This is a genomic window from Belnapia sp. AC561 (assembly GCF_979252845.1).
In genome coordinates, this window is the sequence record NZ_CEEDBP010000019.1 from 21,824 (window position 1) to 42,222 (window position 20,399).

Annotated in this window: 21 protein-coding genes and 1 other RNA gene; 11 read left to right on the plus strand and 11 right to left on the minus strand. The window is 70.6% G+C overall.

The annotated features are described in order from the left end of the window. Window positions 1-74: 74 nt before the first annotated feature. Together leuC and leuD are read left to right on the plus strand one after the other, a co-directional pair. Window positions 75-1,451: a 3-isopropylmalate dehydratase large subunit gene (gene leuC / locus AC0IW9_RS16420; protein WP_471649356.1), complete on the plus strand. Its 1,377-nt coding sequence runs from the start codon at window positions 75-77 to the stop codon at window positions 1,449-1,451. Then, window positions 1,451-2,056 carry a 3-isopropylmalate dehydratase small subunit gene (leuD, locus tag AC0IW9_RS16425; RefSeq protein WP_471649357.1) on the plus strand — a complete coding sequence of 202 codons (606 nt, stop codon included), beginning with the start codon at window positions 1,451-1,453 and terminating at the stop codon, window positions 2,054-2,056. The genes leuC and leuD overlap by 1 nt, the downstream gene beginning before the upstream one ends. Window positions 2,057-2,110: 54 nt before the next feature. On the opposite strand, the gene AC0IW9_RS16430 is transcribed toward leuD, so the two are convergent. Further along, a complete protein-coding gene (locus AC0IW9_RS16430) occupies window positions 2,111-3,166 on the minus strand; it encodes a hydroxyacid dehydrogenase (protein WP_471649358.1) in 1,056 nt (351 codons plus the stop codon). Between the two features lie 106 nt (window positions 3,167-3,272). Between AC0IW9_RS16430 and AC0IW9_RS16435 the strand changes: the two genes are divergently transcribed. Next, window positions 3,273-4,004 carry a sulfite exporter TauE/SafE family protein gene (locus tag AC0IW9_RS16435; RefSeq protein ID WP_471649359.1) on the plus strand — a complete coding sequence of 244 codons (732 nt, stop codon included), beginning with the start codon at window positions 3,273-3,275 and terminating at the stop codon, window positions 4,002-4,004. Window positions 4,005-4,065: 61 nt separating this feature from the next. On the opposite strand, the gene AC0IW9_RS16440 is transcribed toward AC0IW9_RS16435, so the two are convergent. Beyond that, a complete protein-coding gene (locus tag AC0IW9_RS16440; RefSeq protein ID WP_471649360.1) occupies window positions 4,066-4,992 on the minus strand; it encodes a class I fructose-bisphosphate aldolase in 927 nt (308 codons plus the stop codon). 62 nt (window positions 4,993-5,054) lie between these two features. Beyond that, entirely contained in the window at window positions 5,055-5,510 is a 456-nt protein-coding gene (locus tag AC0IW9_RS16445; RefSeq protein WP_471649361.1) for a hypothetical protein, read from the minus strand. A 73-nt stretch (window positions 5,511-5,583) separates the two neighbouring features. On the opposite strand from AC0IW9_RS16445, the gene AC0IW9_RS16450 reads away from it, so the two are divergent. The 5 genes from AC0IW9_RS16450 (at window position 5,584) to AC0IW9_RS16470 (ending at window position 7,791) form a co-directional block, all read left to right on the plus strand. Continuing rightward, on the plus strand, window positions 5,584-5,820 hold the full coding sequence (locus AC0IW9_RS16450) for a hypothetical protein (protein ID WP_471649362.1): 237 nt from the start codon (window positions 5,584-5,586) through the stop codon (window positions 5,818-5,820). A gap of 11 nt (window positions 5,821-5,831) precedes the next feature. Continuing rightward, window positions 5,832-6,176, plus strand: coding sequence for a cell division protein ZapA (locus AC0IW9_RS16455; RefSeq protein ID WP_471649363.1), 345 nt, complete (start codon window positions 5,832-5,834; stop codon window positions 6,174-6,176). A 60-nt stretch (window positions 6,177-6,236) separates the two neighbouring features. Further along, window positions 6,237-6,391: non-coding RNA, 6S RNA (gene ssrS, locus AC0IW9_RS16460), on the plus strand. After that, on the plus strand, window positions 6,378-6,971 hold the full coding sequence (locus tag AC0IW9_RS16465; RefSeq protein WP_471649364.1) for a 5-formyltetrahydrofolate cyclo-ligase: 594 nt from the start codon (window positions 6,378-6,380) through the stop codon (window positions 6,969-6,971). Before ssrS ends, AC0IW9_RS16465 begins: the two co-directional genes overlap by 14 nt. A gap of 4 nt (window positions 6,972-6,975) precedes the next feature. Continuing rightward, the gene (locus AC0IW9_RS16470) at window positions 6,976-7,791 is read left to right on the plus strand and encodes a TIGR00282 family metallophosphoesterase (protein ID WP_471649365.1); all 816 of its coding nucleotides are present in this window, start codon (window positions 6,976-6,978) and stop codon (window positions 7,789-7,791) included. 48 nt (window positions 7,792-7,839) lie between these two features. Here the strand turns inward: AC0IW9_RS16470 and AC0IW9_RS16475 are convergent, their stop codons facing one another. The 4 genes from AC0IW9_RS16475 to AC0IW9_RS16490 form a co-directional block, all read right to left on the minus strand. Further along, window positions 7,840-8,037 carry a hypothetical protein gene (locus tag AC0IW9_RS16475; protein ID WP_471649366.1) on the minus strand — a complete coding sequence of 66 codons (198 nt, stop codon included), beginning with the start codon at window positions 8,035-8,037 and terminating at the stop codon, window positions 7,840-7,842. Between the two features lie 121 nt (window positions 8,038-8,158). Beyond that, window positions 8,159-10,045 (minus strand): AMP-binding protein, encoded by a 1,887-nt coding sequence (locus AC0IW9_RS16480; RefSeq protein ID WP_471649367.1) that lies wholly within the window; start codon window positions 10,043-10,045, stop codon window positions 8,159-8,161. A 121-nt stretch (window positions 10,046-10,166) separates the two neighbouring features. Then, on the minus strand, window positions 10,167-11,840 hold the full coding sequence (locus tag AC0IW9_RS16485; RefSeq protein WP_471649368.1) for an MFS transporter: 1,674 nt from the start codon (window positions 11,838-11,840) through the stop codon (window positions 10,167-10,169). Between the two features lie 505 nt (window positions 11,841-12,345). Further along, window positions 12,346-13,155, minus strand: coding sequence for a ferredoxin--NADP reductase (locus AC0IW9_RS16490; protein ID WP_471649369.1), 810 nt, complete (start codon window positions 13,153-13,155; stop codon window positions 12,346-12,348). 342 nt (window positions 13,156-13,497) lie between these two features. Here AC0IW9_RS16490 and AC0IW9_RS16495 point away from each other — a divergent pair, with 342 nt between their 5' ends. From AC0IW9_RS16495 to AC0IW9_RS16505, 3 genes are all read left to right on the plus strand, one after another. Next, window positions 13,498-14,712, plus strand: a complete 1,215-nt coding sequence (locus AC0IW9_RS16495) for an amidase (protein WP_471649370.1) — start codon at window positions 13,498-13,500, stop codon at window positions 14,710-14,712. 78 nt (window positions 14,713-14,790) lie between these two features. Further along, a complete protein-coding gene (locus tag AC0IW9_RS16500) occupies window positions 14,791-15,318 on the plus strand; it encodes a GNAT family N-acetyltransferase (RefSeq protein ID WP_471649371.1) in 528 nt (175 codons plus the stop codon). A 49-nt stretch (window positions 15,319-15,367) separates the two neighbouring features. Next, complete coding sequence (locus AC0IW9_RS16505; protein WP_471649372.1) at window positions 15,368-16,243, plus strand: MBL fold metallo-hydrolase; 876 nt, start codon at window positions 15,368-15,370, stop codon at window positions 16,241-16,243. On the opposite strand, the gene urtE is transcribed toward AC0IW9_RS16505, so the two are convergent. From urtE to urtB, 4 genes are all read right to left on the minus strand, one after another. After that, the gene (gene urtE / locus AC0IW9_RS16510) at window positions 16,229-16,921 is read right to left on the minus strand and encodes an urea ABC transporter ATP-binding subunit UrtE (protein ID WP_471649373.1); all 693 of its coding nucleotides are present in this window, start codon (window positions 16,919-16,921) and stop codon (window positions 16,229-16,231) included. The genes AC0IW9_RS16505 and urtE overlap by 15 nt on opposite strands. A gap of 3 nt (window positions 16,922-16,924) precedes the next feature. Beyond that, window positions 16,925-17,662, minus strand: a complete 738-nt coding sequence (gene urtD, locus AC0IW9_RS16515) for an urea ABC transporter ATP-binding protein UrtD (RefSeq protein ID WP_471649374.1) — start codon at window positions 17,660-17,662, stop codon at window positions 16,925-16,927. After that, complete coding sequence (gene urtC / locus AC0IW9_RS16520; protein WP_471649375.1) at window positions 17,659-18,753, minus strand: urea ABC transporter permease subunit UrtC; 1,095 nt, start codon at window positions 18,751-18,753, stop codon at window positions 17,659-17,661. Before urtC ends, urtD begins: the two co-directional genes overlap by 4 nt. Beyond that, the coding region (gene urtB / locus AC0IW9_RS16525) for an urea ABC transporter permease subunit UrtB (RefSeq protein ID WP_471649376.1) at window positions 18,750-20,399 on the minus strand (1,650 nt) is incomplete at its 5' end. The genes urtC and urtB, both read right to left, overlap by 4 nt.

The following is a 20,399-nucleotide window of genomic DNA, read 5'->3' on the forward strand; positions in this document are numbered from 1 at the left end:
AACCCCTCGCGATTGCGGCGATGCTGCCCCCGTGAGCCTTGCCTCGCAAGGCCGGGCAGGCGGATTATGGTCGGATGACCAAGACCCTTTTCGCCAAGCTCTGGGACCCGCATGTCGTCGCCGACCTCGGCGAGGGCTGGTCCCTGCTGCACATCGACCGCGTGCTGCTGCACGACCTTTCCGGCGCCCGGGCGCTGGCCGAGGTCGCCGCCGCCGGCCATGCCCTGGCCCGGCCCGACCTGGTCTTCGCCACCCCCGACCACGCCATCTCCACCGCCCCCGGCCGCACCGGCGAGACTTTTCCGGTAGGCGCCGCGCCGCTCGCCGGCCTGCGGCAGCGCGCCCGCGAAACCGGCATCCGCCTCTTCGACCTCGGCCAGCCCGGCAGCGGCATCGTCCATGTCATGGCGCCCGAGCTCGCCATCGTGCTGCCCGGCACGACGCTGGTCTGCGGCGACAGCCATACCTGCACCAATGGCGGCGTCGGCGCGCTGGCCTTCGGCATCGGCGCCAGCGAGCTCAGCCACGTGCTGGCGACCCAGACCCTGATGCAGCGCCGCCCGCGCGCCATGCGCATCCGCTTCGAGGGCACCCTGCCGCCCGGCGTGACGGCAAAGGACATGATCCTGCACGCCATCGGCCGCTTCGGCACCGCCGGCGGCACCGGCTTCGCGGTGGAATACGCCGGCGCCGCGGTCCGCGCCCTGCCGCTGGAGGCACGGCTGACCCTCTGCAACCTCTCGATCGAGCTGGGCGCCAAGATGGGGCTCATCGCCCCCGACAACACCACCTACGAGTACCTCGCCGGCCGCCGCTTCGCCCCCAAGGGCGCCGCCTGGGACGCCGCCCTGGCCGACTGGCGTCGCCTGCCCAGCGACCCCGACGCCGCCTTCGACGCCGACCATCGGATCGAGGCCGCCGAGATCGCCCCCCAGGTCACCTGGGGAACCAGCCCGGAGCAGGTGCTGCCCATCACCGGCCGCATCCCGGCCCCCGCCAGCGCCGCCGACCGCGCCGCGCTGGACTACATGGGCCTGGAAGCCGGCCGCCCGATCGAGGGCACCAGGGTCGACTGGGTCTTCATCGGCTCCTGCACCAATAGCCGGCTGTCGGACCTGCGCGACGCCGCCGCCATGCTGCGCGGCCGCCGGGTCGCGCCGCATGTCACCGCCTGGGTCGTCCCGGGCTCCGAGACGGTGAAGCGCGAGGCCGAGGCCGAGGGGCTGCACCGCGCATTCCTCGCTGCCGGCTTCGAATGGCGGGAGCCCGGCTGCTCGCTCTGCGTCGCCGCCAACGGGGAGACGGTGCCGCCCGGCGCCCGCAGCGTCTCCACCAGCAACCGCAACTTCGTCGGCCGCCAGGGCACCGGCGCCCGCACCCACCTGGCCAGCCCCGCCATGGCCGCCGCCGCGGCGCTGGCCGGCGCCATCACCGATCCGAGGCGCCCGTGATGCAGCCCTTCACCACCGTCACCGGCCTCGCCGCGCCGCTGATCTGGGCCAACGTCGATACCGACATGATCATCCCGGTGCAGCGCCTGGTCGGCTCGACGCGGGAGGGCCTCGGCCCCTTCGGCTTCGAGCGCTTCCGCGGCCGGCCCGACTTCCCGCTGGACCAGCCGCCCTTCGCCGGCGCGCCGATCCTGCTGGCGGGCGAGAATTTCGGCTGCGGCTCCTCCCGCGAAGGCGCGGTCTGGGCGCTGATGGGCATGGGCATCCGCTGCGTCATCGCGCCCAGCTTCGGCGACATCTTCCACAACAACTGCTTCCAGAACGGCCTGCTGCCGGTCCGCCTGCCGCTGGACCTGATCCGCCGCATCGCCGAGGCCATGGAGGCCAGCCCCGGCAATGCCCGCGTCACCGTCGACCTCGAGCGGCAGGAGGTGGTGACCCCCTGGGGCGAGGCGGTGCCCTTCGCCATCGACGCGCGGAAGAAGCAGGCGCTGGCGGAAGGCCTGGACGACATCGCCCTGACCAAGCAGCGGGAGGCGGAGATCCTGGCATGGCAGGCGAAGGACCGCGCCGCCCGCCCCTGGGCCTGGGACAGCCTGGCCTGAACCGCGCCACCGCCGCCCGATCCACGGGCCGGGGCCCGTGGATGACGCCCTGAACTAGACCGCCAGCTTCCGCCCGAAGGCCGCCTCGTAGCGCGCCGCGAAGCGACCAATCACCTCCGGATTGATCACCCGCGGCGGCAGCCGCCCGTTCGCCGCATCGACGAAGGCCAGCGCCGCGATCGTCGTGATGTTGCTGCGGCTCTCATGCGTCACGCCGGCGGTGTGCTGCGTCACGATGACGTTGTCCATGTTCAGCAGCGGATGCGAGGGCGGCGGCGGCTCCTGTTCCCAGACGTCGAGGCCGGCGGCGGCGATATGGCCGGAGGCCAGCGCCTCCTGCAGCGCCGGCTCCTCGTGGATGTTGCCGCGCGCGGTGGTGACGAAGATCGCGCCCTTCCGCATCCGGGCGAAGCTGCCGGCATTCATCAGCCCGCGGCTGTCGGGCGCCAGCGGCAGGTGCAGGCTGACCACGTCGCTCTCGGCCAGCAGCTCCGGCATCTCCACCTTGCGGGCGCCGCGCGCCGCGACCGTCGCCGCATCCACGTAAGGGTCGCAGGCCAGCACCGGGCAGGAGAAGGCGAGGCGGACGATCTCCGCGACGCGCGTCCCGACGTTGCCGATGCCGACCAGCCCGACCGTCCGCCCGCGCAGCTCCCGGCCCATCAGCGCATTGCGGTCCTTCGCCTTCCCGGCCCGCATCGCCGCCTGGGCCTCCGGCATCCGCTTCAGCAGCGCCAGCATCATCCCGACCGCATGTTCCGCCACGCCCTCGGCATTGCCGCCGGCCTGGTTCACCAGCAGCACGCCGGCGGCGGTGCAGGCGAGGGGGTCGATCGGGTCGTAGCCGGCACCGGTGCTGCCCACCATCAGCAGCCGCGGCAGCTTCGCCAGCAGCGCCGCGCTGACGTGGAAGGGCTTCGGCAGCTCGTCGCGGGAGGCCATGCAGTAATAGGCATCCACCCCCTGCAGCCCGGCCAGCACCGCCGCCTCCGGCTGGTCGAGCGGGATGCGGACCACCTCCACCTCCGGATGCCGCGCCAGCGTCTCCAGGAAGGAGGGATGCGGCACGTAGGAGAGGTAGCCGACCTTGAAGCGGCGCGGTTCGGACATGCTTTGGGTTTCCTCGTTGTCAGCCTTGCCCCGGTTGTATCCCGCGGCCCCTCGCGCGAAAACCCGGGCCACTGACATGGCAGGGGCGGGGCGCGTGACATTGGGAATGGCGGTTATCCTGCTGGGGGCCGCCGTGGCCGGCTTCGTCCAGGGCATGTCGGGCTTCGCCTTCGGCCTGGTCGCCATGGCCTTTTGGTCCTGGACGCTGGAGCCTTCGGTGGCCGGGCCGCTGGTGGTCTTCTGCTCGATCATCGGCCAGGGCATGGGGATGCGGTCGCTGAAGCTCTCGGCGATCCCCCGGGCCATCCCCTTCATCCTGGGCGGGCTGGTCGGCGTGCCGCTCGGCGTGGTGCTGCTGCCGCGGGTCAATCCGCAGATCTTCCAGGCCGGGCTCGGGCTGCTGCTGCTGGTCTGGTGCCCGGCGATGCTGCTGGCGACGAAGCTGCCGCGCGTCTCCCATGGCGGGAAGCTGGCCGATGGCGTCGCCGGCGCGCTCGGCGGCATCATGGGCGGCATCGGCGGGTTGCCGGGGCCGATCCCGACGCTGTGGTGCGTGCTGCGCGGCTGGGACCGGATGACCCAGCGCAGCGTCTTCCAGCTGGTCTTCCTGACCATGCATGTCACGACGATGACCGGCTACCTGCTGACCGGGACGATCTCCGCCCAGGCGGCCTGGCTGTTTCCGCTGATGGTGCCGATCGTCATCGCCTCGGCGCTGCTCGGCGCCCGGGCCTATCAGATGCTGGGCGACATCGGGTTCCAGCGCATCGTGCTGGGGCTGCTCGCCGTCTCCGGCGCGGTGCTGCTGCTGTCCAGCGTGCCGAAGCTGCTGGGGTAGAAAAAGGTCCGGCGCAGCCCTTTCGGGCTGCGCCGGGATCAGCCTCGGCTCAGGCCAGGTCTCAGGCCACGGGGCCGCGGTAGATGTTGATGATGTCGGAGAGCAGCTGCAGCGCCTCCGCCTTCGGCCGCTGGAAGGTGTTGCGGCCGATGATGGAGCCATTGCCGCCGCCGGCATGGATGCCGCGCGCCATGTTCATCATGCTCTCGACCGTGCCGGATTCGCCGCCCGAGAAGACCACCAGCCGGCGGCCGCCGAAGCAGGCCTGCACGATATGGGTGATCCGGCCCGAGAGCTCGCCCAGGTTCGGCACCGGCGACTTCTCGTAGGTCTTCTTCGCCGCCTCGAAGCTGATCGCCTCGGTCGGCGGCTTCACCTTGATGATATGCGCGCCGCAGAGCGCCGCCATATGCGCCGCATAGGCGCAGATATCGAGCGCGGTCTCGGCGACCTTGTCGAGGTTCGGGCCGCGCGGATAGGACCAGACCACCACGGCGAGGCCGGCGGCCTTGGCCTCGGCGGCGAGCTCGCGCAGCTCCTCCATCATCTCGAACTGGTACTCGGAGCCCGGGTAGATGGTGAAGCCGATGGCGGCGCAGCCGAGGCGCAGCGCGTCGGAGACGGTGCCGGTGACGGCCTGGTCCTTGGTGGTGGACAGGCTGTTGCTGCTGTTCACCTTCAGGATGGTCGGGATGGCGCCGGCATAGGTGCTGGCACCCGCCTCGATCATGCCGAGCGGCGCGGCATAGGCGTTCAGCCCGGCCTCGATCGCCAGCTCGAAGTGGTAGCGCGGGTCATAGGCGGCCGGATTCGGCGCGAAGCTGCGGGCCGGGCCATGCTCGAAGCCCTGGTCGACCGGCAGGATGACCATGCGGCCGGTGCCGCCCAGCTTACCTTCCATCAGGATGCGGGACAGGTTGCCCTTGGTCCCCGGATTGTCGCTCTCGTACCAGGAGAGGATTTCCTTGACCTTGCGCGACAGTTTCATGGGATGCCCTTTGCAGCCGGTTCTTGGCGGATGGCGTCCTGTAGCGCGGGGGTTGCGGCTTGTCACCCGGCCCGCCGTAACCATCCCGCCAGCTTGGCCCGCCCCCCCGGCTTGCCGAGGTCGAGCCGGCCGAGGTCGAGCGCCGGCGGCCGGGTTGGCCAGACCGCCGCCCCGCATTCCGCCGCGGCGCCGGCGACGGCGGCGAAGGCGGGGCAGGGGGCCAGCACCACCGCCCGCAGCCCGGCCCGGATCGCCGCCAGGGCATGCCCCGGCGCATCCGCGCAATCCAGCACCGCCAGATGCGGCACCCCCGGCCGGGCCGCCGCCGCGGCGGCGGCCAGCGCCAGGAACCAGGCCGGCCCCAGGCTGCCCGCCGCACCGGAGGCGGAAAGCAGCACCACCCCGGCCGGCCCGGCCAGTTCCAGCGCCAGCGCGGCCTCCGCCGGCGCATGCACCACCACCGCCGGGCTGATTCCGCCGTCTCGATCCGCTGGCCGTTGACCCGCTCCGGCGCTCATGCGAAGGCTTCCAGCATGCCGGAACGGGGGCGTCCAGCGCGCTTTCCGGCCACCACCATCTGGCAGGAGCGGCATGAGCGACGGCGCAAGGGATCCTGTGGCAGCGGCGGCGGCACGGCTGGAGGCCGCGGTGGAGCGCCTCGCCGCGGCGGTCGCCCGCCCGCGGGCACTGGCCGAGGAGGCCGATGCGGTCCCCCGGGCCGAGGTTGCCGCCATGGCGGAACGGCTCGATGCCACCATCGCCCGGCTGCGCGCCGCCCTGTCCGAGGAATTGCGCGCCCCCGACACCAATCCCGGCGAACCGGATTAAGGGAGCATCGCGTGGGGCAGGTTACCGTCCGGGTCAATGGCTATGGCCATACCATCGGCTGCAAGGATGGCGAGGAGCAGCACGTCTCCGCCCTGGCCGCGCAGATCGAGGAGAAGGTGAAGCTCATCCGCGGGATGGGCGGGCAATTCTCCGAAGCCCGCATGCTGCTGCATGTCGCGCTGCTGCTGGCCGACGAGGGCGGCGACCTGCGCGGCGAGGTCGCCCGGCTGCGATCCGCCAACCCCGGCGCCGTGCCGGTCGACCCGCAGCTGGCCGAGCGCCTGGCCCGCATCGCCGAACGGATCGAGGGCCTCGCCCAGTCCCTGGATACCCAGTCCCTGGATGCCGCACCCTAGCCACCATACCCCTGGCCTCCACCCCTAGCCCCGGGCTTCGCCGCCCCCTATATCAGCGGCGCGGGGCTGCCCGGTGCGTCAGGTCATTTATCCCCAGGGCCAATAAGCATCCTCCGGGAGCTGGCTCTGTCCGGATCTTGGTCCGGATACCCGGTGCCCACCTGCTCACGCAGGCCTTGGGAGGATAAGGCACCGACGGCCATGGTGGCTCCGCACTCAGACGACACCGCCTTCTGCGCCGAGCTGCTGGCCGGGCTGAAGGCCGAGGCCCGCCGTGCCGCGCTCGCCCGCCGCGCCGCCTGCGACCCCGCGCTCGGCACCCAACTCGCCACCCGCCTGTTGGCCGAGGCGCCGCCGCCGCCCGGGGCCGTGGTCGCGGGCTTCTGGCCGATGGGCCAGGAGATCGACATCCGCCCGCTGCTCCAGGCGCTCGAGTCCCGCGGCCATCCGCTGCTGCTGCCGGTGACGCCGAAGCGCGGCCAGCCGCTGCGCTTCCGCCGCTGGGCCTGGGGCGACCCGCTCGCGGCCGGCCCCATGGGCACCCGCCAGCCTGCCGCCGGGGAGGAGCTGGACCCCGACTGGCTGCTGGTCCCGCTGCTGGCCTTCGACCGCGCCGGCCGCCGGCTCGGCTACGGCGGCGGCTATTACGACCGCACCCTGGCCAGGCTGCCCCATGCCGTGGCAATGGGCGTCGGCTATGCCGCCCAGGAAGCGGCCGAGGTGCCGGCCGGGCCGCTGGACTTCCGCCTGCGGCAGGTGGCGACGGAACAGGGTGTGATCACATGCGGGGCCTGATCGGTTGAGAATTCTTTTCCTCGGCGATGTCGTCGGCCGCTCCGGCCGGGATGCGCTGACCACGGCCCTGCCGGGCCTGAAATCCAGGCTCCGCGCCGACCTGGTCATCGTCAACGGCGAGAATGCCAGCCATGGCTTCGGCCTGGCGCCCGACATGGCGCGGGCCTTCCTCGCCGCCGGGGCCGATGTGATCACCCTCGGCAACCATAGCTGGGACCGCAAGGAGATCATCCCCTACATGGAGCAGGAGCCGCGGATCCTGCGGCCGGCGAATTTCCCGCCCGGCACCCCCGGCCGCGGCGCCGTGGTGGTGGATGTCCCCGGCAACCGGAAGGCCCTGGTCATGCAGGTCATGGGCCGGCTCTTCATGGACCCTCTGGACGACCCCTTCCGCGCGGTGCAGGCCGAGATCCAGAAGCACCGGCTCGGCGGCACCATCCAGGCCTCCGTGCTCGACATCCATGCCGAGGCCAGCAGCGAGAAATGCGCCTTCGGCCACAGCTTCGACGGGCTGGTGAGCCTGGTCGTCGGCACCCATACCCATGTGCCCACCGCCGACCACCAGATCCTGCCCGGCGGCACCGCCTTCCAGTCCGATGCCGGGATGTGCGGCGACTACGACAGCGTCATCGGCATGCAGAAGGGCGGCGCGGCGCTGCGCTTCTGGCGCAAGATGCCGGGCGAGAAGCTGGCCCCGGCGGAGGGCGAGGCGACGCTCTGCGGGGTCTTCGTCGAGACCGACGACGCGACCGGGCTGGCGACGCGGATCGAGCCGTTGCGGCTCGGCGGGCGGCTGTCGCAGGTGATGCCGGCGGCCTAGGAAAAAGAAAGGTTGGGAGAAGGTATTCTCCCAAACCCTCATCTATTTCTATTCGTCGCGCAGGGGGTGCTTGCGGGTCGGGGTGATGTCGACGGGGCCGCCGCGGGCGGCGGCGGCTTCGCCCATCTCGCCGGGCTGGACCTCGCCGGGGGAGACCGGGTTGTCGATGGTGCCCGCGGCGCGGTCGTCCTCGTTGTCCGCCGGGGTCGGATCGGTGGCCGGCTTGCCGGGTTTCTTGTCGCTCATGGCTTGGCCCTGTCTGCTGCAGCCTCGCCAACGCCCTCCCAAAATCCCGGTTGCCCTTTTTCTTGCTCAGAAAGACAGATGAGGGGCTTGGGGAGAATACCTTCTCCCCAACCTTCCTTCCCTACTTCATCGCCGCCGCCAGGGTCCCCTGCATCTCCTCCAGGATCGTCGGGTCGTCGATCGTCGGCGGCACCACGTAATCCTCGCCATCGGCGATCTTCCGGAGCGTCGCCCGCAGGATCTTGCCGCTGCGGGTCTTCGGCAGGCGGGAGACGATCCGGGCATCCTTGAAGGCGGCGACCGGCCCGATCCTCTCGCGGACCATGGCGACCAGCTCGCGCGCCAGCTCGGCCTCGGTCTTGGTGATCCCCGCCTTGACCACCACCAGCCCGAGCGGCAGCTGGCCCTTCAGGCTGTCCTTCACCCCCACCACCGCGCATTCCGCCACATCCGGATGCGCCGCCAGCACCTCCTCCATCGCCCCGGTGCTCAGCCGGTGGCCGGCGACGTTGATGATGTCGTCGGTGCGGGACATGACGGAGACATAGCCATCGGCATCCACCACCCCGGCGTCCGAGGTATTGTACCAACCCGGAAAGGCCTCGAGATAGGCCTCCCGGCAGCGGTCGTCGGCATGCCACAGGGTCGGCAGGCAGCCCGGCGGCATGGGCAGGCGGATCGCCAGGGTCCCGGTCTGCCCGGCCGGCAGCGGCTGCCCCGCCTCGTCCAGCGCCGCGACCTCATAGCCGGGGGAGGGCTTGCCGCCGCTGCCGAAGCGCGCCGGGAACAGCCCCATCCCGCGGAAGTTGCCGGTGATGGGCCAGCCCGTCTCGGTCTGCCACCAGTGGTCGATCACCGGCTTGCCCAGCAGCGCCGCCGCCCATTCCGCGGTCGGCGGGTCGCAGCGCTCTCCCGCCAGGAACAGCGCCTCCAGCCGTGAGAGGTCGTAGGCGGCAAACAGCCTGCCCTCGGCATCCTCCCGCTTGATGGCGCGGATGGCGGTGGGCGCGGTGAAGAAGACCTTCACCCGGTGCTCGGCGCAGACCCGCCAGAAGGCGCCGGCATCCGGCGTCCCCACCGGCTTGCCCTCGTACAGCACGGTCGTCGCCCCGATCAGCAGCGGCGCATAGACGATGTAGGAATGCCCGACGACCCAGCCGACGTCGGAGGCGGTGAACATCACCTCGCCCGGCCCGACGCCATAGAGCATGCCCATGGAGTTGTGCAGCGCCACGGCATGGCCGCCGTTGTCGCGCACGATGCCCTTCGGCTTGCCCGTCGTGCCGCTGGTATAGAGGATATACAGCGGGTCCGTCGCCGCGACCGGTACGCAGGGGTGCGGCTTGGCCGCCGCCTCCGCCGCCAGCAGGTCCTGGTCGCGCCCGGGGATCAGGTCACAGGCCAGCTCCGGCCGCTGCAGGATCAGGCAGCCCAGCGGCTTGTGCGGGGAGAGCGCGATCGCCGCATCCAGCAGCGGCTTGTAGGCGACGACGCGCCCGGGCTCGATCCCGCAGGAGGCGCTGACGACGACCTTCGGCTGCGCATCGGCGATTCGTGCCGCCAGCTCCGCCGCGGCGAAGCCGCCGAAGACCACCGAATGCGCCGCGCCGAGCCGGGCGCAGGCCAGCATCGCCACCGGCGCCTCAGGCACCATCGGCAGGTAGATCACCACCCGGTCGCCCGGGCCGACGCCCAGCGCCGCCAGCGCCCCGGCCAGCTTCGAGACCCGCTCCAGCAGTTGCGCATAGGTCAGCGTCGCGGCCCGGCCGGTGATCGGGCTGTCGTAGATGATGGCGGGCTGCCCGCCGCGCCCGGCCGCCACATGCCGGTCCACCGCATTGTGGCAGGTGTTCAGCCGGGCATCGGGGAACCAGCGGCCATAGACCCCGGCGTCGGCATCGAAGATCCGCTCCGGCGCGCGGTCCCAGTCGATGCCCTTCGCCGCATCGCGCCAGTACTGTTCCGGGTCGGCCCGCCAGGCCGCATAGGTGGCGTCATAGCCCGTCATGCTGTCGCTCCCCGTGATTTCTTGGCCGCAGGCTCGCAAGGCCGCCGGCCGGCGGCAAGCGTCGCCCCACACAAAAAAGGCGCCAGGGTTGCCCCTGGCGCCCTTTCGGACCCGCCGCGGTTCAGCGACGGGCGGAGCCGGCGCCATCCTCGGAGAAGATGTCGACGTTCTTGGTCTCCGGCACGAAGAGCGCACCGACCACCACGGTGATGAGCGCAATGACGATGGGGTACCAGAGCCCGTAATAGACATCGCCGGTCTGGGCGATCATGGCGAAGGAGGTCGCCGGCAGCAGCCCGCCGAACCAGCCGTTGCCAATGTGGTAGGGCAGCGACATGGAGGTATAGCGGATGCGGGTCGGAAACAGCTCGACCAGCGCCGCGGCGATCGGCCCGTAGACCATGGTCACGTAGATCACCAGGATCGTCAGGATGCCGATCAGCACCGCCGGCTGCTCGCGGAAGATGTCGAAGGGGCTCGCCATCTTCACGACCGAGGGGTTGGACGCCGCCGGATAGCCCGCCGCCGTCAGTGCCGTGCCCAGGTCCCGCGCGAAGGTCGGCGAGTCCGCCATGATCGGCGCGGCGCCCTGGATGCGGACGCCGGCGACGGTCCCGGCCGGGGCCTCCTCGACCGTGTAGTTGACCGAGGCGCGGGCCAGCGCCGCCTTGGCCAGGTCGCAGGGCTGGGTGAATTTCGCCGTGCCGGTCGGGTTGAACTGGAAGGAGCAGGTGGACTTGTCCGCGATCACCTGCACCGAGATCTCGGAATGCGCCTTGTGCAGCGCCGGATTGGCCTCCGCGCTCATCAGCTTGAACAGCGGGAAGTAGGTCAGCGCCGCCAGCAGGCAGCCGCCGAGGATGATCGGCTTGCGGCCGATCTTGTCGGACAGCCAGCCGAACAGCACGAAGCCGCCCGAGCCCAGCAGCAGCGACCAGGCGATCAGCATGTTGGTGGTGAAGCCATCCACCTTCAGCACGCTGCCCATGAAGAACAGCGCGTAGAACTGACCGGTATACCAGACCACCGCCTGGCCCATGGTCAGGCCGATCAGCGCCAGCAGGGCGATCTTGGCGTTCTTCCACTGGCCGAAGGCCTCGCCGATCGGCGCCTTGGAGCCGGTGCCTTCCGCCTTCATCTTCACGAAGGCCGGGCTTTCCTCCATCTGGAGACGGATCCAGACCGAGATGCCAAGCAGCAGCACCGAGAGCAGGAAGGGAATGCGCCAGCCCCAGGCCTTGAAGGCATCCGGCCCGACCGCGAGCTGGGTGAAGAGGATCACCAGCAGCGACAGGAACAGGCCGGCCGTCGCGGTGATCTGGATGAAGCTGGTGTAGAAGCCGCGCCGGCCATGCGGCGCATGCTCGGCCACATAGGTCGCCGCACCGCCGTATTCGCCGCCCAGCGCCAGGCCCTGCAGCATGCGCAGGACAATGAGGATGACCGCGGCCGAGATGCCGATATCCGCCGAGGTCGGCAGGATGCCGACGACGAAGGTCGAACCGCCCATGATCAGGATGGTGACAAGGAAGGTATACTTACGCCCGACGAGGTCGCCGAGCCGGCCGAAGACCAGGGCGCCGAAGGGCCGCACCAGGAAGCCGGCAGCGAAGGCCAGCAGCGCGAAGATGTTGCGCGTCGCCTCGTTGAACATCGGCTGGCCATCGGCGCCGAGCGGGTTGAAGAAATTCGCCCCGATCACCACGGCCAGCGAGCCGAACAGATAGAAGTCGTACCATTCGAAGACCGTGCCGAGCGAAGATGCGATGATGACCTTCCGCTCTTCCTTGGTCATCGGTCGCGTCTTGTCCGCGGCTTGCGGCGATGCAGTATATGCGCTCATTTCCTGCCCTTCTCCCGGCCGTATGGCACCGGGTTCACGTCATCCCGGGGGGCCTTGGCCGGCTGGATCACGCGATCCCTGACGATCTGGTTTCCCCCCTGCAACGCAATCTCCGGAAGGTCGCAGCGCTACTCAACTATTAAGAAAATGACAACGAGTTTATCTGGGCGCAAGAAACCTTCGCCGAGGGTCAGGTCCGCGCCGGTTTTCGCAACGGAAACCCCTGCGGCCCGCCCGGCCCGGCGGAAGGCAGGCCGCCGCCGCCCGGGATGCCGTCGGAGCGGCAGCGTCAGGTCGCCCATGCCCCCGGACATCCGGCCCGGGAAGGCGTTAACGAGGCGGTACAATGCGCCGGCGCAAATTACCAAATTCTATCAGCGAATTCATCATTCCGGCCGCCACCCGCAATTCGCCGCCCGCTGTGGCCGCGAAGTAACGAGCCGGTTCGCCGCCGCCCCTATTTGGTGACGAAGGCCTTCTCGACGACATAGGTGCCGGGCGCGTTGTTGGAGCCCTCGGTGAAGCCCCGTGCTTCCAGCAGCGCCTTCACATCGGCATTCATCGCCTCGGAGCCGCAGAGCATCACCCGGTCCCGCTCGACCGAGAGCGGCGGCAGGCCGAGGTCGGTGCAGACCTTGCCGGATTCGAGCAGCGTGGTGATGCGGCCCTGGGTGGGGAAGGGCTCCCGCGTCACGCTCGGGTAATACAGCAGCTTGCCGCGCAGCATCTCGCCCAGGAACTCGTGCTCGGGCAGCTCCTTGCTGATGACGTCGCGGTAGGCGAGTTCCTTCACCTCCCGCACGGTATGGGCGACCACGACATGCTCGTAGCGCTCATAGACATCCGGCTCGCGGATCAGCGACATGAAGGGGGCGAGCCCGGTGCCGGTCGCCAGCAGCCACAGCGTCTTGCCCGGCAGCAGGTTCTCGGTCAGCAGGGTTCCGGTCGGCTTCTTGCCGATCAGCACGGTATCGCCGAGCTGGATATGCTGGAGCCGCGAGGTCAGCGGCCCGTTCTGCACCTTGATCGAGAGGAATTCGAGTTCCTCGTCCCAGGGCGGGCTCACCACCGAATAGGCGCGCACCAGCGGCTTGCCTTCGGCCATCAGGCCGATCATGGCGAATTGGCCGGCCACGAAGCGGAAGCTCGGGTCCCGCGTGCAGCGGAAGGAGAACAGCCGGTCGGTCCAGTGATGGATCCAGGTCACCGTCTCGCCGAAGAAGGCGGGCGGAATCGTCGGCTTCGGGCGGGGGGCGAGGGCGTCCATGGACCAGCTAGATGCTGCGCTGCGGTGAAAAGCGCAACCACTTGTGGCGCGGGATTGCCATGCACCGCACGCGACCGGCCGCTGCCTGGCAGGACCCATGTTCACGTTTCCGTGAAGTCCGCTCCCGCTTCACGCCGGGCAACAGGCAGGGACGGCTTCCGCACCGGATTTATCCGGCCGAACCCGAGCATTACAATAAAATAACCCGTCACTGTCCGGGATGGCGCGCAGCCGGCCGGTCCGCGCCACCCCCGGGCCCGCCGTCGCGCCGCGGCATGCGCCGGCGCCCCGCCGCGCTACTCTGTCGCCCCGCAGCACAGCAGCCATGGATCGAGCGCCACCATGCCGGAGCCCATCACCGACCACGCGGGGAACGACACCGCGGGCGCCTTCGTCCCCGGCCCCCGGGTCAAGATCGCCGGCGCGCCGGCCGGCCCGCTCGCCGGCCTCGGCTTCGCGGTCAAGGACCTCTTCGACGTCGCCGGCCACCCGACCACCTACGGCAATCCCGACTGGGCCCGCACCAACCCGCCCGCCGCCGCCACCGCCCCGGTGGTCCAGGCCCTGCTCCAGGCCGGCGCCGGCCTGCGCGGCAAGACCAAAACGGTCGAGCTCGCCTATGGCCTCACCGGGGAGAATGTCTGGCACGGCACCCCGCTGAACCCCGCCGCGCCGGACCGCTTCCCCGGCGGGTCCTCCTGCGGCTCGGCCGCGGCCGTCGCCGCCGGGCTGGTTGATTTCGCCCTCGGCTCCGATACCGGCGGCTCGGTCCGCATCCCGGCCAGCTATTGCGGCGTCTTCGGCATCCGCCCGAGCTGGGGCGCCGTCAGCCTCGCTGGCGCCCGCGGCCTCGGCCCCAGCTTCGACACCCCCGGCTGGTTCGCCCGCGACCCGGAGATCCTGGCCCGCGTCGGCGCCGTGCTGCTGCCCGAGGACACCGGCGCCTCTGCCTTTGGCCCGCTGCTGCGGGTGGACGAGGCCTGGATCAACGCCGTCCCCGCCACCGTGGTCGCGCTGGCCGAGCCCATGCTGGTGCTGGAAGGCCTGCTCGGCCGCGCCATGCGGGTCGATATCGCGCCCGAGGGCCTCGATGCCCTGTACGAGCATTTCCGCTGCACCCAGGCCGAGGAAGCCTGGGCCACCCTCGGCAGCTGGGTGGAGGCGACCAGGCCCGCCTTCGGCCCCGGCGTCGGCGAGCGATTCGCCGCCGCCCGCGCCATGGATCCGGCCAAGGCCGCCGCCGGCCGCGCCTTCCGCCGCGGCTTCCAGGCCCGGATGCGGGCGCTGCTGGCCGGCGGCGCGGTGCTCGCCTATCCGACCTCGCCGGTGCCGGCGCCGCGGCTCGATGCCTCCATGGCGGAGCAGAATGCGGTGCGGGAGCGGACCATGGGCGTCACCGCCATCGCCGGCCTTGCCGGCCTGCCGGAGGTCTCCCTGCCGCTCGGCCGGGCCGAGGGCGCGCCGGTCGGCCTCTCCCTGGTCGCCGCCGCCGGGCGGGACCGCGCCCTGCTGGCGCTCGCCGGGCGGCTTGCGGCGGCGCTCGGCAGCGCCACCTGAGGCCGGCCGTGCTTGTACCCGGCGCCGCCGCCGTCTAGGACGGGTCCTCCGCCAGCCGCCGCAACCGAGGGATGCCGCATGATCATCCGTGATGCCGGGCCGCAGGATCTGCCGGCAATCACCGCCATCTACGCCCACCACGTCCTCCACGGCGCCGGTACCTTCGAGGAGGTGCCGCCCGACCAGGCCGCCATGGCCGAACGCCTCGCCAAGGTGCAGGACAGCGGCTGGGCCTGGCTGGTCGCCGAGGAGGAGGACGAAGGCCAGGGGATCATCGGCTTCGCCTATTACGCCCAGTTCCGCGACCGCTCCGCCTTCCGCTACACCGCGGAGGACAGCATCTATGTCCGCGACAACGTGCGCGGGCAGGGGGTGGGCAAGGCGCTGGTCGCGGCGCTGCTCGCGCGCGCGACGGAGGCCGGCTTCCGCCAGATGTTCGCCCTCATCGGGGACAGCGACAACGTCGGCTCCATCGGCCTGCATCTCTCGCTCGGCTTCCGCCAAGCGGGGGTGCTGCGGGCGGCCGGGCTGAAGTTCGGCCGCTGGGTCGACCTCGTCTTCATGCAGCGCGGCATCGGCGAGGCCGATCGCGACGTCCCAGGCTGACATTTCAGGCCCGCGGCTCCATCATCCTGCCGCGATGATGGAGCCAGCGATGCCTGAGACCCGCGCCTTCTTCGACGCCGCGACCAATACCGTCAGCTACCTGGTCTGGGACCCCGCCACGATGGAGGGCGCGGTCATCGACCCGGTGCTGGACTGGGACAACCGCAGCGGCAGCGCCGATACCGCCGGCGCCGATGCCATCCTGCAGGCTGCGGCGGCGGCGGGCATCACCCTTCGCTGGGTGCTGGAAACCCATGTCCATGCCGACCACCTGACCGCCTCGCCCTATATCAAGGCCCGCACCGGCGCCCGCATCGGCATCGGCGAGCATATCCGCGACGTGCAGGCCATATTTCGCCCGGTCTTCGATGCCGCCGACCTGGCCCCGGATGGCGGCGACTTCGACCATCTGTTCGCCGACGAGGAGCAGTTCGCCATCGGCGGCCTGACGGTCCGGGTGCTGCACGTGCCCGGCCATACCCCCGCCTGCGTCGCCTACCTGATCGGCGATGCGGTCTTCGTCGGCGATACCCTGTTCATGCCGGACTACGGCACCGCCCGCTGCGACTTCCCCGGCGGCGATGCCCGCCAGCTCTGGCATTCCATCCGCCGCCTGCTGGCCCTGCCGCCCGCGACCCGCATCTTCACCTGCCACGACTACAAGGCGCCCGGCCGCGACGAATTCGCCTGGGAAAGCACCGTGGCGGAGCAGCGCGCCCGCAACCCGCATGTGCGGGACGGCATGACGGAGGAGGAATTCGTCACCATGCGGGAGGGCAAGGATGCCAAGCTGGCACCGCCGCTGCTGCTGCTGCCGAGCATCCAGGTGAACATGCGGGCAGGGCGGTTTCCGCCGGCGGAGGCCAATGGCGTCCGCTACATGAAGATCCCGGTGGTGCTGCGCGGTGGCCTAAACAGTCAGTAGCTTCCGCACCGCCTCATCCTCCAGCTCCCCCACCGGCCCGCCGAGGGCCACCTCGCCCCGCACCATCACCGCGATGCGGTCCGCCAGGTCGCGGGCGAATTCGTAGTATTGCTCCACCAGCACCACCGCCAGCGTCTTCTCCCGCGCCAGCAGCCGGATGATCCGGGCGATGTCCTTGATGACGTTGGGCTGGATGCCCTCGGTCGGCTCATCCAAAATCAGCAGCCGCGGCCGCGCCGTCAGCGCCCGGCCGATCGCCAGCTGCTGCTGCTGCCCGCCCGAAAGGTCACCGCCCCGCCGCGCCAGGAACTGCTTCAGGATGGGGAAGAGCACGAAGATCTCCTCCGGCACCTTGGACCCGCGCGGCGCCGCCGCCAGCGCCGTCTCCAGGTTTTCCTGCACCGTCAAAAACGGAAAAATCTCCCGCCCCTGCGGCACGTAGCCGATCCCGGCCCGCGCCCGCTCGGCCGGCGCCATGCGGGCGATGTCCTTGCCCTCCCAGAGGATGCGCCCGGACTGCACCTTCTCCAGCCCGACGATCGCCCGCATCAGCGAGGACTTGCCGACGCCGTTCCGCCCCAGCACGCAGGTGATGCGCCCCGGGTCGGCTTCCAGCGAGACGCCCCGCAGGCAGCGCGAGGCGCCATAGGACAGGTCGATGTTCTCTACCCGCAGCATGCTTCAGCGCCCCAGATAGACTTCGATGACCCGCGGGTCGTTCTGCACATGGTCGATGCTGCCCTCCGACAGCATCGCGCCCTCGCAGAGCACCGTCACCTTGGAGCCCAGCGCGCGGACGAACTCCAGGTCGTGCTCGACGACGACGACGCTGCGGGCGCCGGCGATCCGCACCAGCAGCGCTGCGGTATGCTCGGTCTCCTGGTCGGTCATGCCGGCGACCGGCTCATCCACCAGCAGCAGCTCCGGGTCCTGCATCAGCAGCATGCCGATCTCCAGCCATTGCCGCTGGCCGTGGCTGAGGATGGCCGCCCGGTCATGCGCCCGCGCCGTCAGCCCCACCTCCGCCATCGTCGCCTCGATCTTCTGGCGGGAGGTGCGGTCCAGCCTCCAGCGCAGGCAGGAGAACGGCCCGCGCGGCGCCTTCAGCGCCAGCTCCAGGTTCTCGAAGACGGTCAGCGCATCGAACATCGTCGGCTTCTGGAACTTCCGCCCGATGCCGAGATTGGCGATCGTCGCCTCGTCCAGCCTGGTCAGATCGTGGTCGTGGAATCGCACCACCCCCGCGGTCGGCCGGGTCTTGCCGGTGATGACATCCATCATCGTCGTCTTGCCCGCGCCGTTCGGGCCGATGATGGCCCGCAGCTCGCCCGCCTCGACGATGAGCGAGAGGTTGTTCAGCGCCCGGAAGCCGTCGAAGACCACCGAGACGCCATCGAGGTAGAGGACCGCGTCGCTCATTTGGGCGCCTTGTGGAACAGGCCGATCAGGCCGCGCGGCAGGAACAGCGTCACCGCGACGAACAGCCCGCCGAGCGCGAACAGCCAGAGGTCCGGCGCCACCGTCGTCAGCCAGGTCTTCAGCGCATTGACCGAGAAGGCGCCGAGCAGCGCCCCGACCAGCGTGCCGCGCCCGCCGACCGCCACCCAGATCACCGCCTCGATGCTGTTGCCCGGGCTGAACTCGCCGGGATTGATGATGCCGACCTGCGGCACGTAGAGCGCCCCGGCGATCCCCGCGATCATCGCCGAGAGCACGAAGACGAAGAGCTTGTGCTGCGTCACGTCGTAGCCGAGGAAGCGCGTCCGGCTCTCCGCATCGCGGATCGCCACCAGCACCCGCCCGAGCTTCGACTGCGTGACCCTCGCGCAGATCCAGAGCGAGCCCAGCAGCACTGCCAGCGAGGCGTAGAACAGCGTGCTCCGCGCCGAGGGCGTGTTCAGCGGCATCCCCAGCAGCTCCTTGAAGTCGGTGAAGCCGTTGTTGCCGCCGAAGCCCATGTCGTTGCGGAAGAAGGCCAGCATCAGCGCATAGGTCAGCGCCTGGGTGATGATGGAGAGATAGACACCGGTGATCCGGCTGCGGAAGGCGAGGAACCCGACCACCCCCGCCAGCAGCCCCGGCACCGCGACGGCCATCAGGATGGCGAAGGGGAAATGCTCGAAGCCCAGCCAGAACCAGGGCAGCTCCTGGTAGCCGAGGAAGACCATGAAATCCGGCATGGTCGGATGCCCATAGACCCCGCGCGGCCCGATCAGCCGCATCAGATGCATGCCGATCGCGTAGCCGCCGAGCGCGAAGAAGGCGCCATGCCCGAGCGAGAGGATGCCCGCATAGCCCCAGGCCAGGTCGATCGCCAGGGCCAGGATGGCATAGGTGATCCACTTGCCGGTGATGCTGACGATGAAGTCCGAGACGTAGACGGCGCTGTCCTGCGGCAGCCGGTTCAGCACCGGCAGCATCGCCAGGATCAGCACCGCGGCGATCAGCAGCAGCCGCAGGGTCATGCGGCCGGCACCCGAGGGCGCCGGCGCGGCGAGTGTCGCGCTCATGATTCCGCGGCCCGTCCCTTGAGTGCGAACAACCCGCGCGGCCTTCGCTGGATGAAGAGCATGATGGCGACCAGCACGAAGACCTTGGCGAGCACCGCCCCCGCATAGGGCTCCAGCATCTTGTTCACCACGCCGAGCGTCAGCGCCCCCACCAGGGTCCCGGCCAGCGAGCCGACGCCGCCGAAGACCACCACCATGAAGCTGTCGATGATGTAGCCGGTGCCGAGGTTGGGGGAGACGTTGTCGATCTGGCTGAGCGCGACGCCCGCCATGCCGGCGATGCCGGAGCCGAAGGCGAAGGTCAGCGCATCGACGCGGCCGGTACGGATGCCCATGGTCGCCGCGATCCGCCGGTTCTGCACCACCGCCCGCATCTCGAGCCCGAAGCGCGTGTAGCGGATGGCGGCGATCACCAGCAGCAGCACCGCGATGCCGAAGACGATGATCCAGAGCCGGTTCTGCGTCACCGCGATCCCGCCCGGCAGCATCATCGTGCCCTGCATCCAGGCCGGCGAGGTCACCTCCCGGTTCTGCGCCCCGAAGATGGTCCGCACCGCCTGCTGCAGGATCATGCCCACGCCGAAGGTCATCAGCAGCGTCTCGAGCGGCCGGCCGTACAGGTGCCGGATCAGCCCGCGCTCCAGGATCGCGCCCGCCGCCGCCGCCAGCAGGAAGGCCGCCGGCACCGCGAGCGGCAAGGACCAGGGCGCCAGCCAGGGGATGCCGCGGCAGGCCTCCTGCACCATGAAGGTCGCATAGGCGCCGAGCATGACGAACTCGCCATGCGCCATGTTGATCACGCCCATGACGCCGAAGGTCACCGCCAGCCCCAGCGCCGCCAGCAGCAGCACCGAGCCGAGCGAAAGCCCCTGGAACAGCGTCTCCGCCGCCCGCCGGATCGCCAGCTTCTGCTCGATCGCCGCCAGCGAGACGCCGATCGCCGTCGCCATCTCCGGATTGGCGATGCGCGCCTCGATCAGCAGCGCCCGCGCCTCCGTGGTGCCCGCGCTGCCCAGCCGGGCGATGGCACTGCGCTTGGCCTCCGCATCCGTGCCGACGAGCTGGGAGGCGGCCAGCGCCAGCTCCATCTGCTCGCGGATCCGCGGCACGCTCTCCTTCGCCAGCGCCGCCTCCAGCAGCGGCACGTTGGCGGCGCTGCGGCTGCGGAACACGCCCTCGGCGGCCGCGAGGCGCTCCCCCGCATCGGGCGAGACGATCTGCAGCTGCCCGAGCGCCCCGCGCAGCGCCTGGCGCACCCGGTTGTTCAGCCGCACCGTCTCGGCGCCCGCCGCATCGGCCGGCTGGCCGGTCGCGGGATCGACGAAGCCGTCGCTCTGCGGGAGGCGCAATGCCCCCTCCGGCGTCTTCAGCAGCTTGCCGTCGGTCATCGCCCGCAGCACCGGCAGCGCCCGCGGATCGGCCGAGGCGCCGAGCTGCTCCACCGCTGCCGCCGCCTCGCCGAAGCCGCCGGCCAGGCCGGGCAGGGCGGCGGTGAATGCATCCTGCGCCCTGGCCGGCAGGGCCAGCAGCAGCAACAGGAGGAACCCTGAAATGAGCTTTTTCATAATGCCCTTCGGACCGGCGGCGCCGGTGTAGAAGATGTTCTTGCTCTCCTCCTCGCCCTCGTACTGGACGGGGTAGAACAG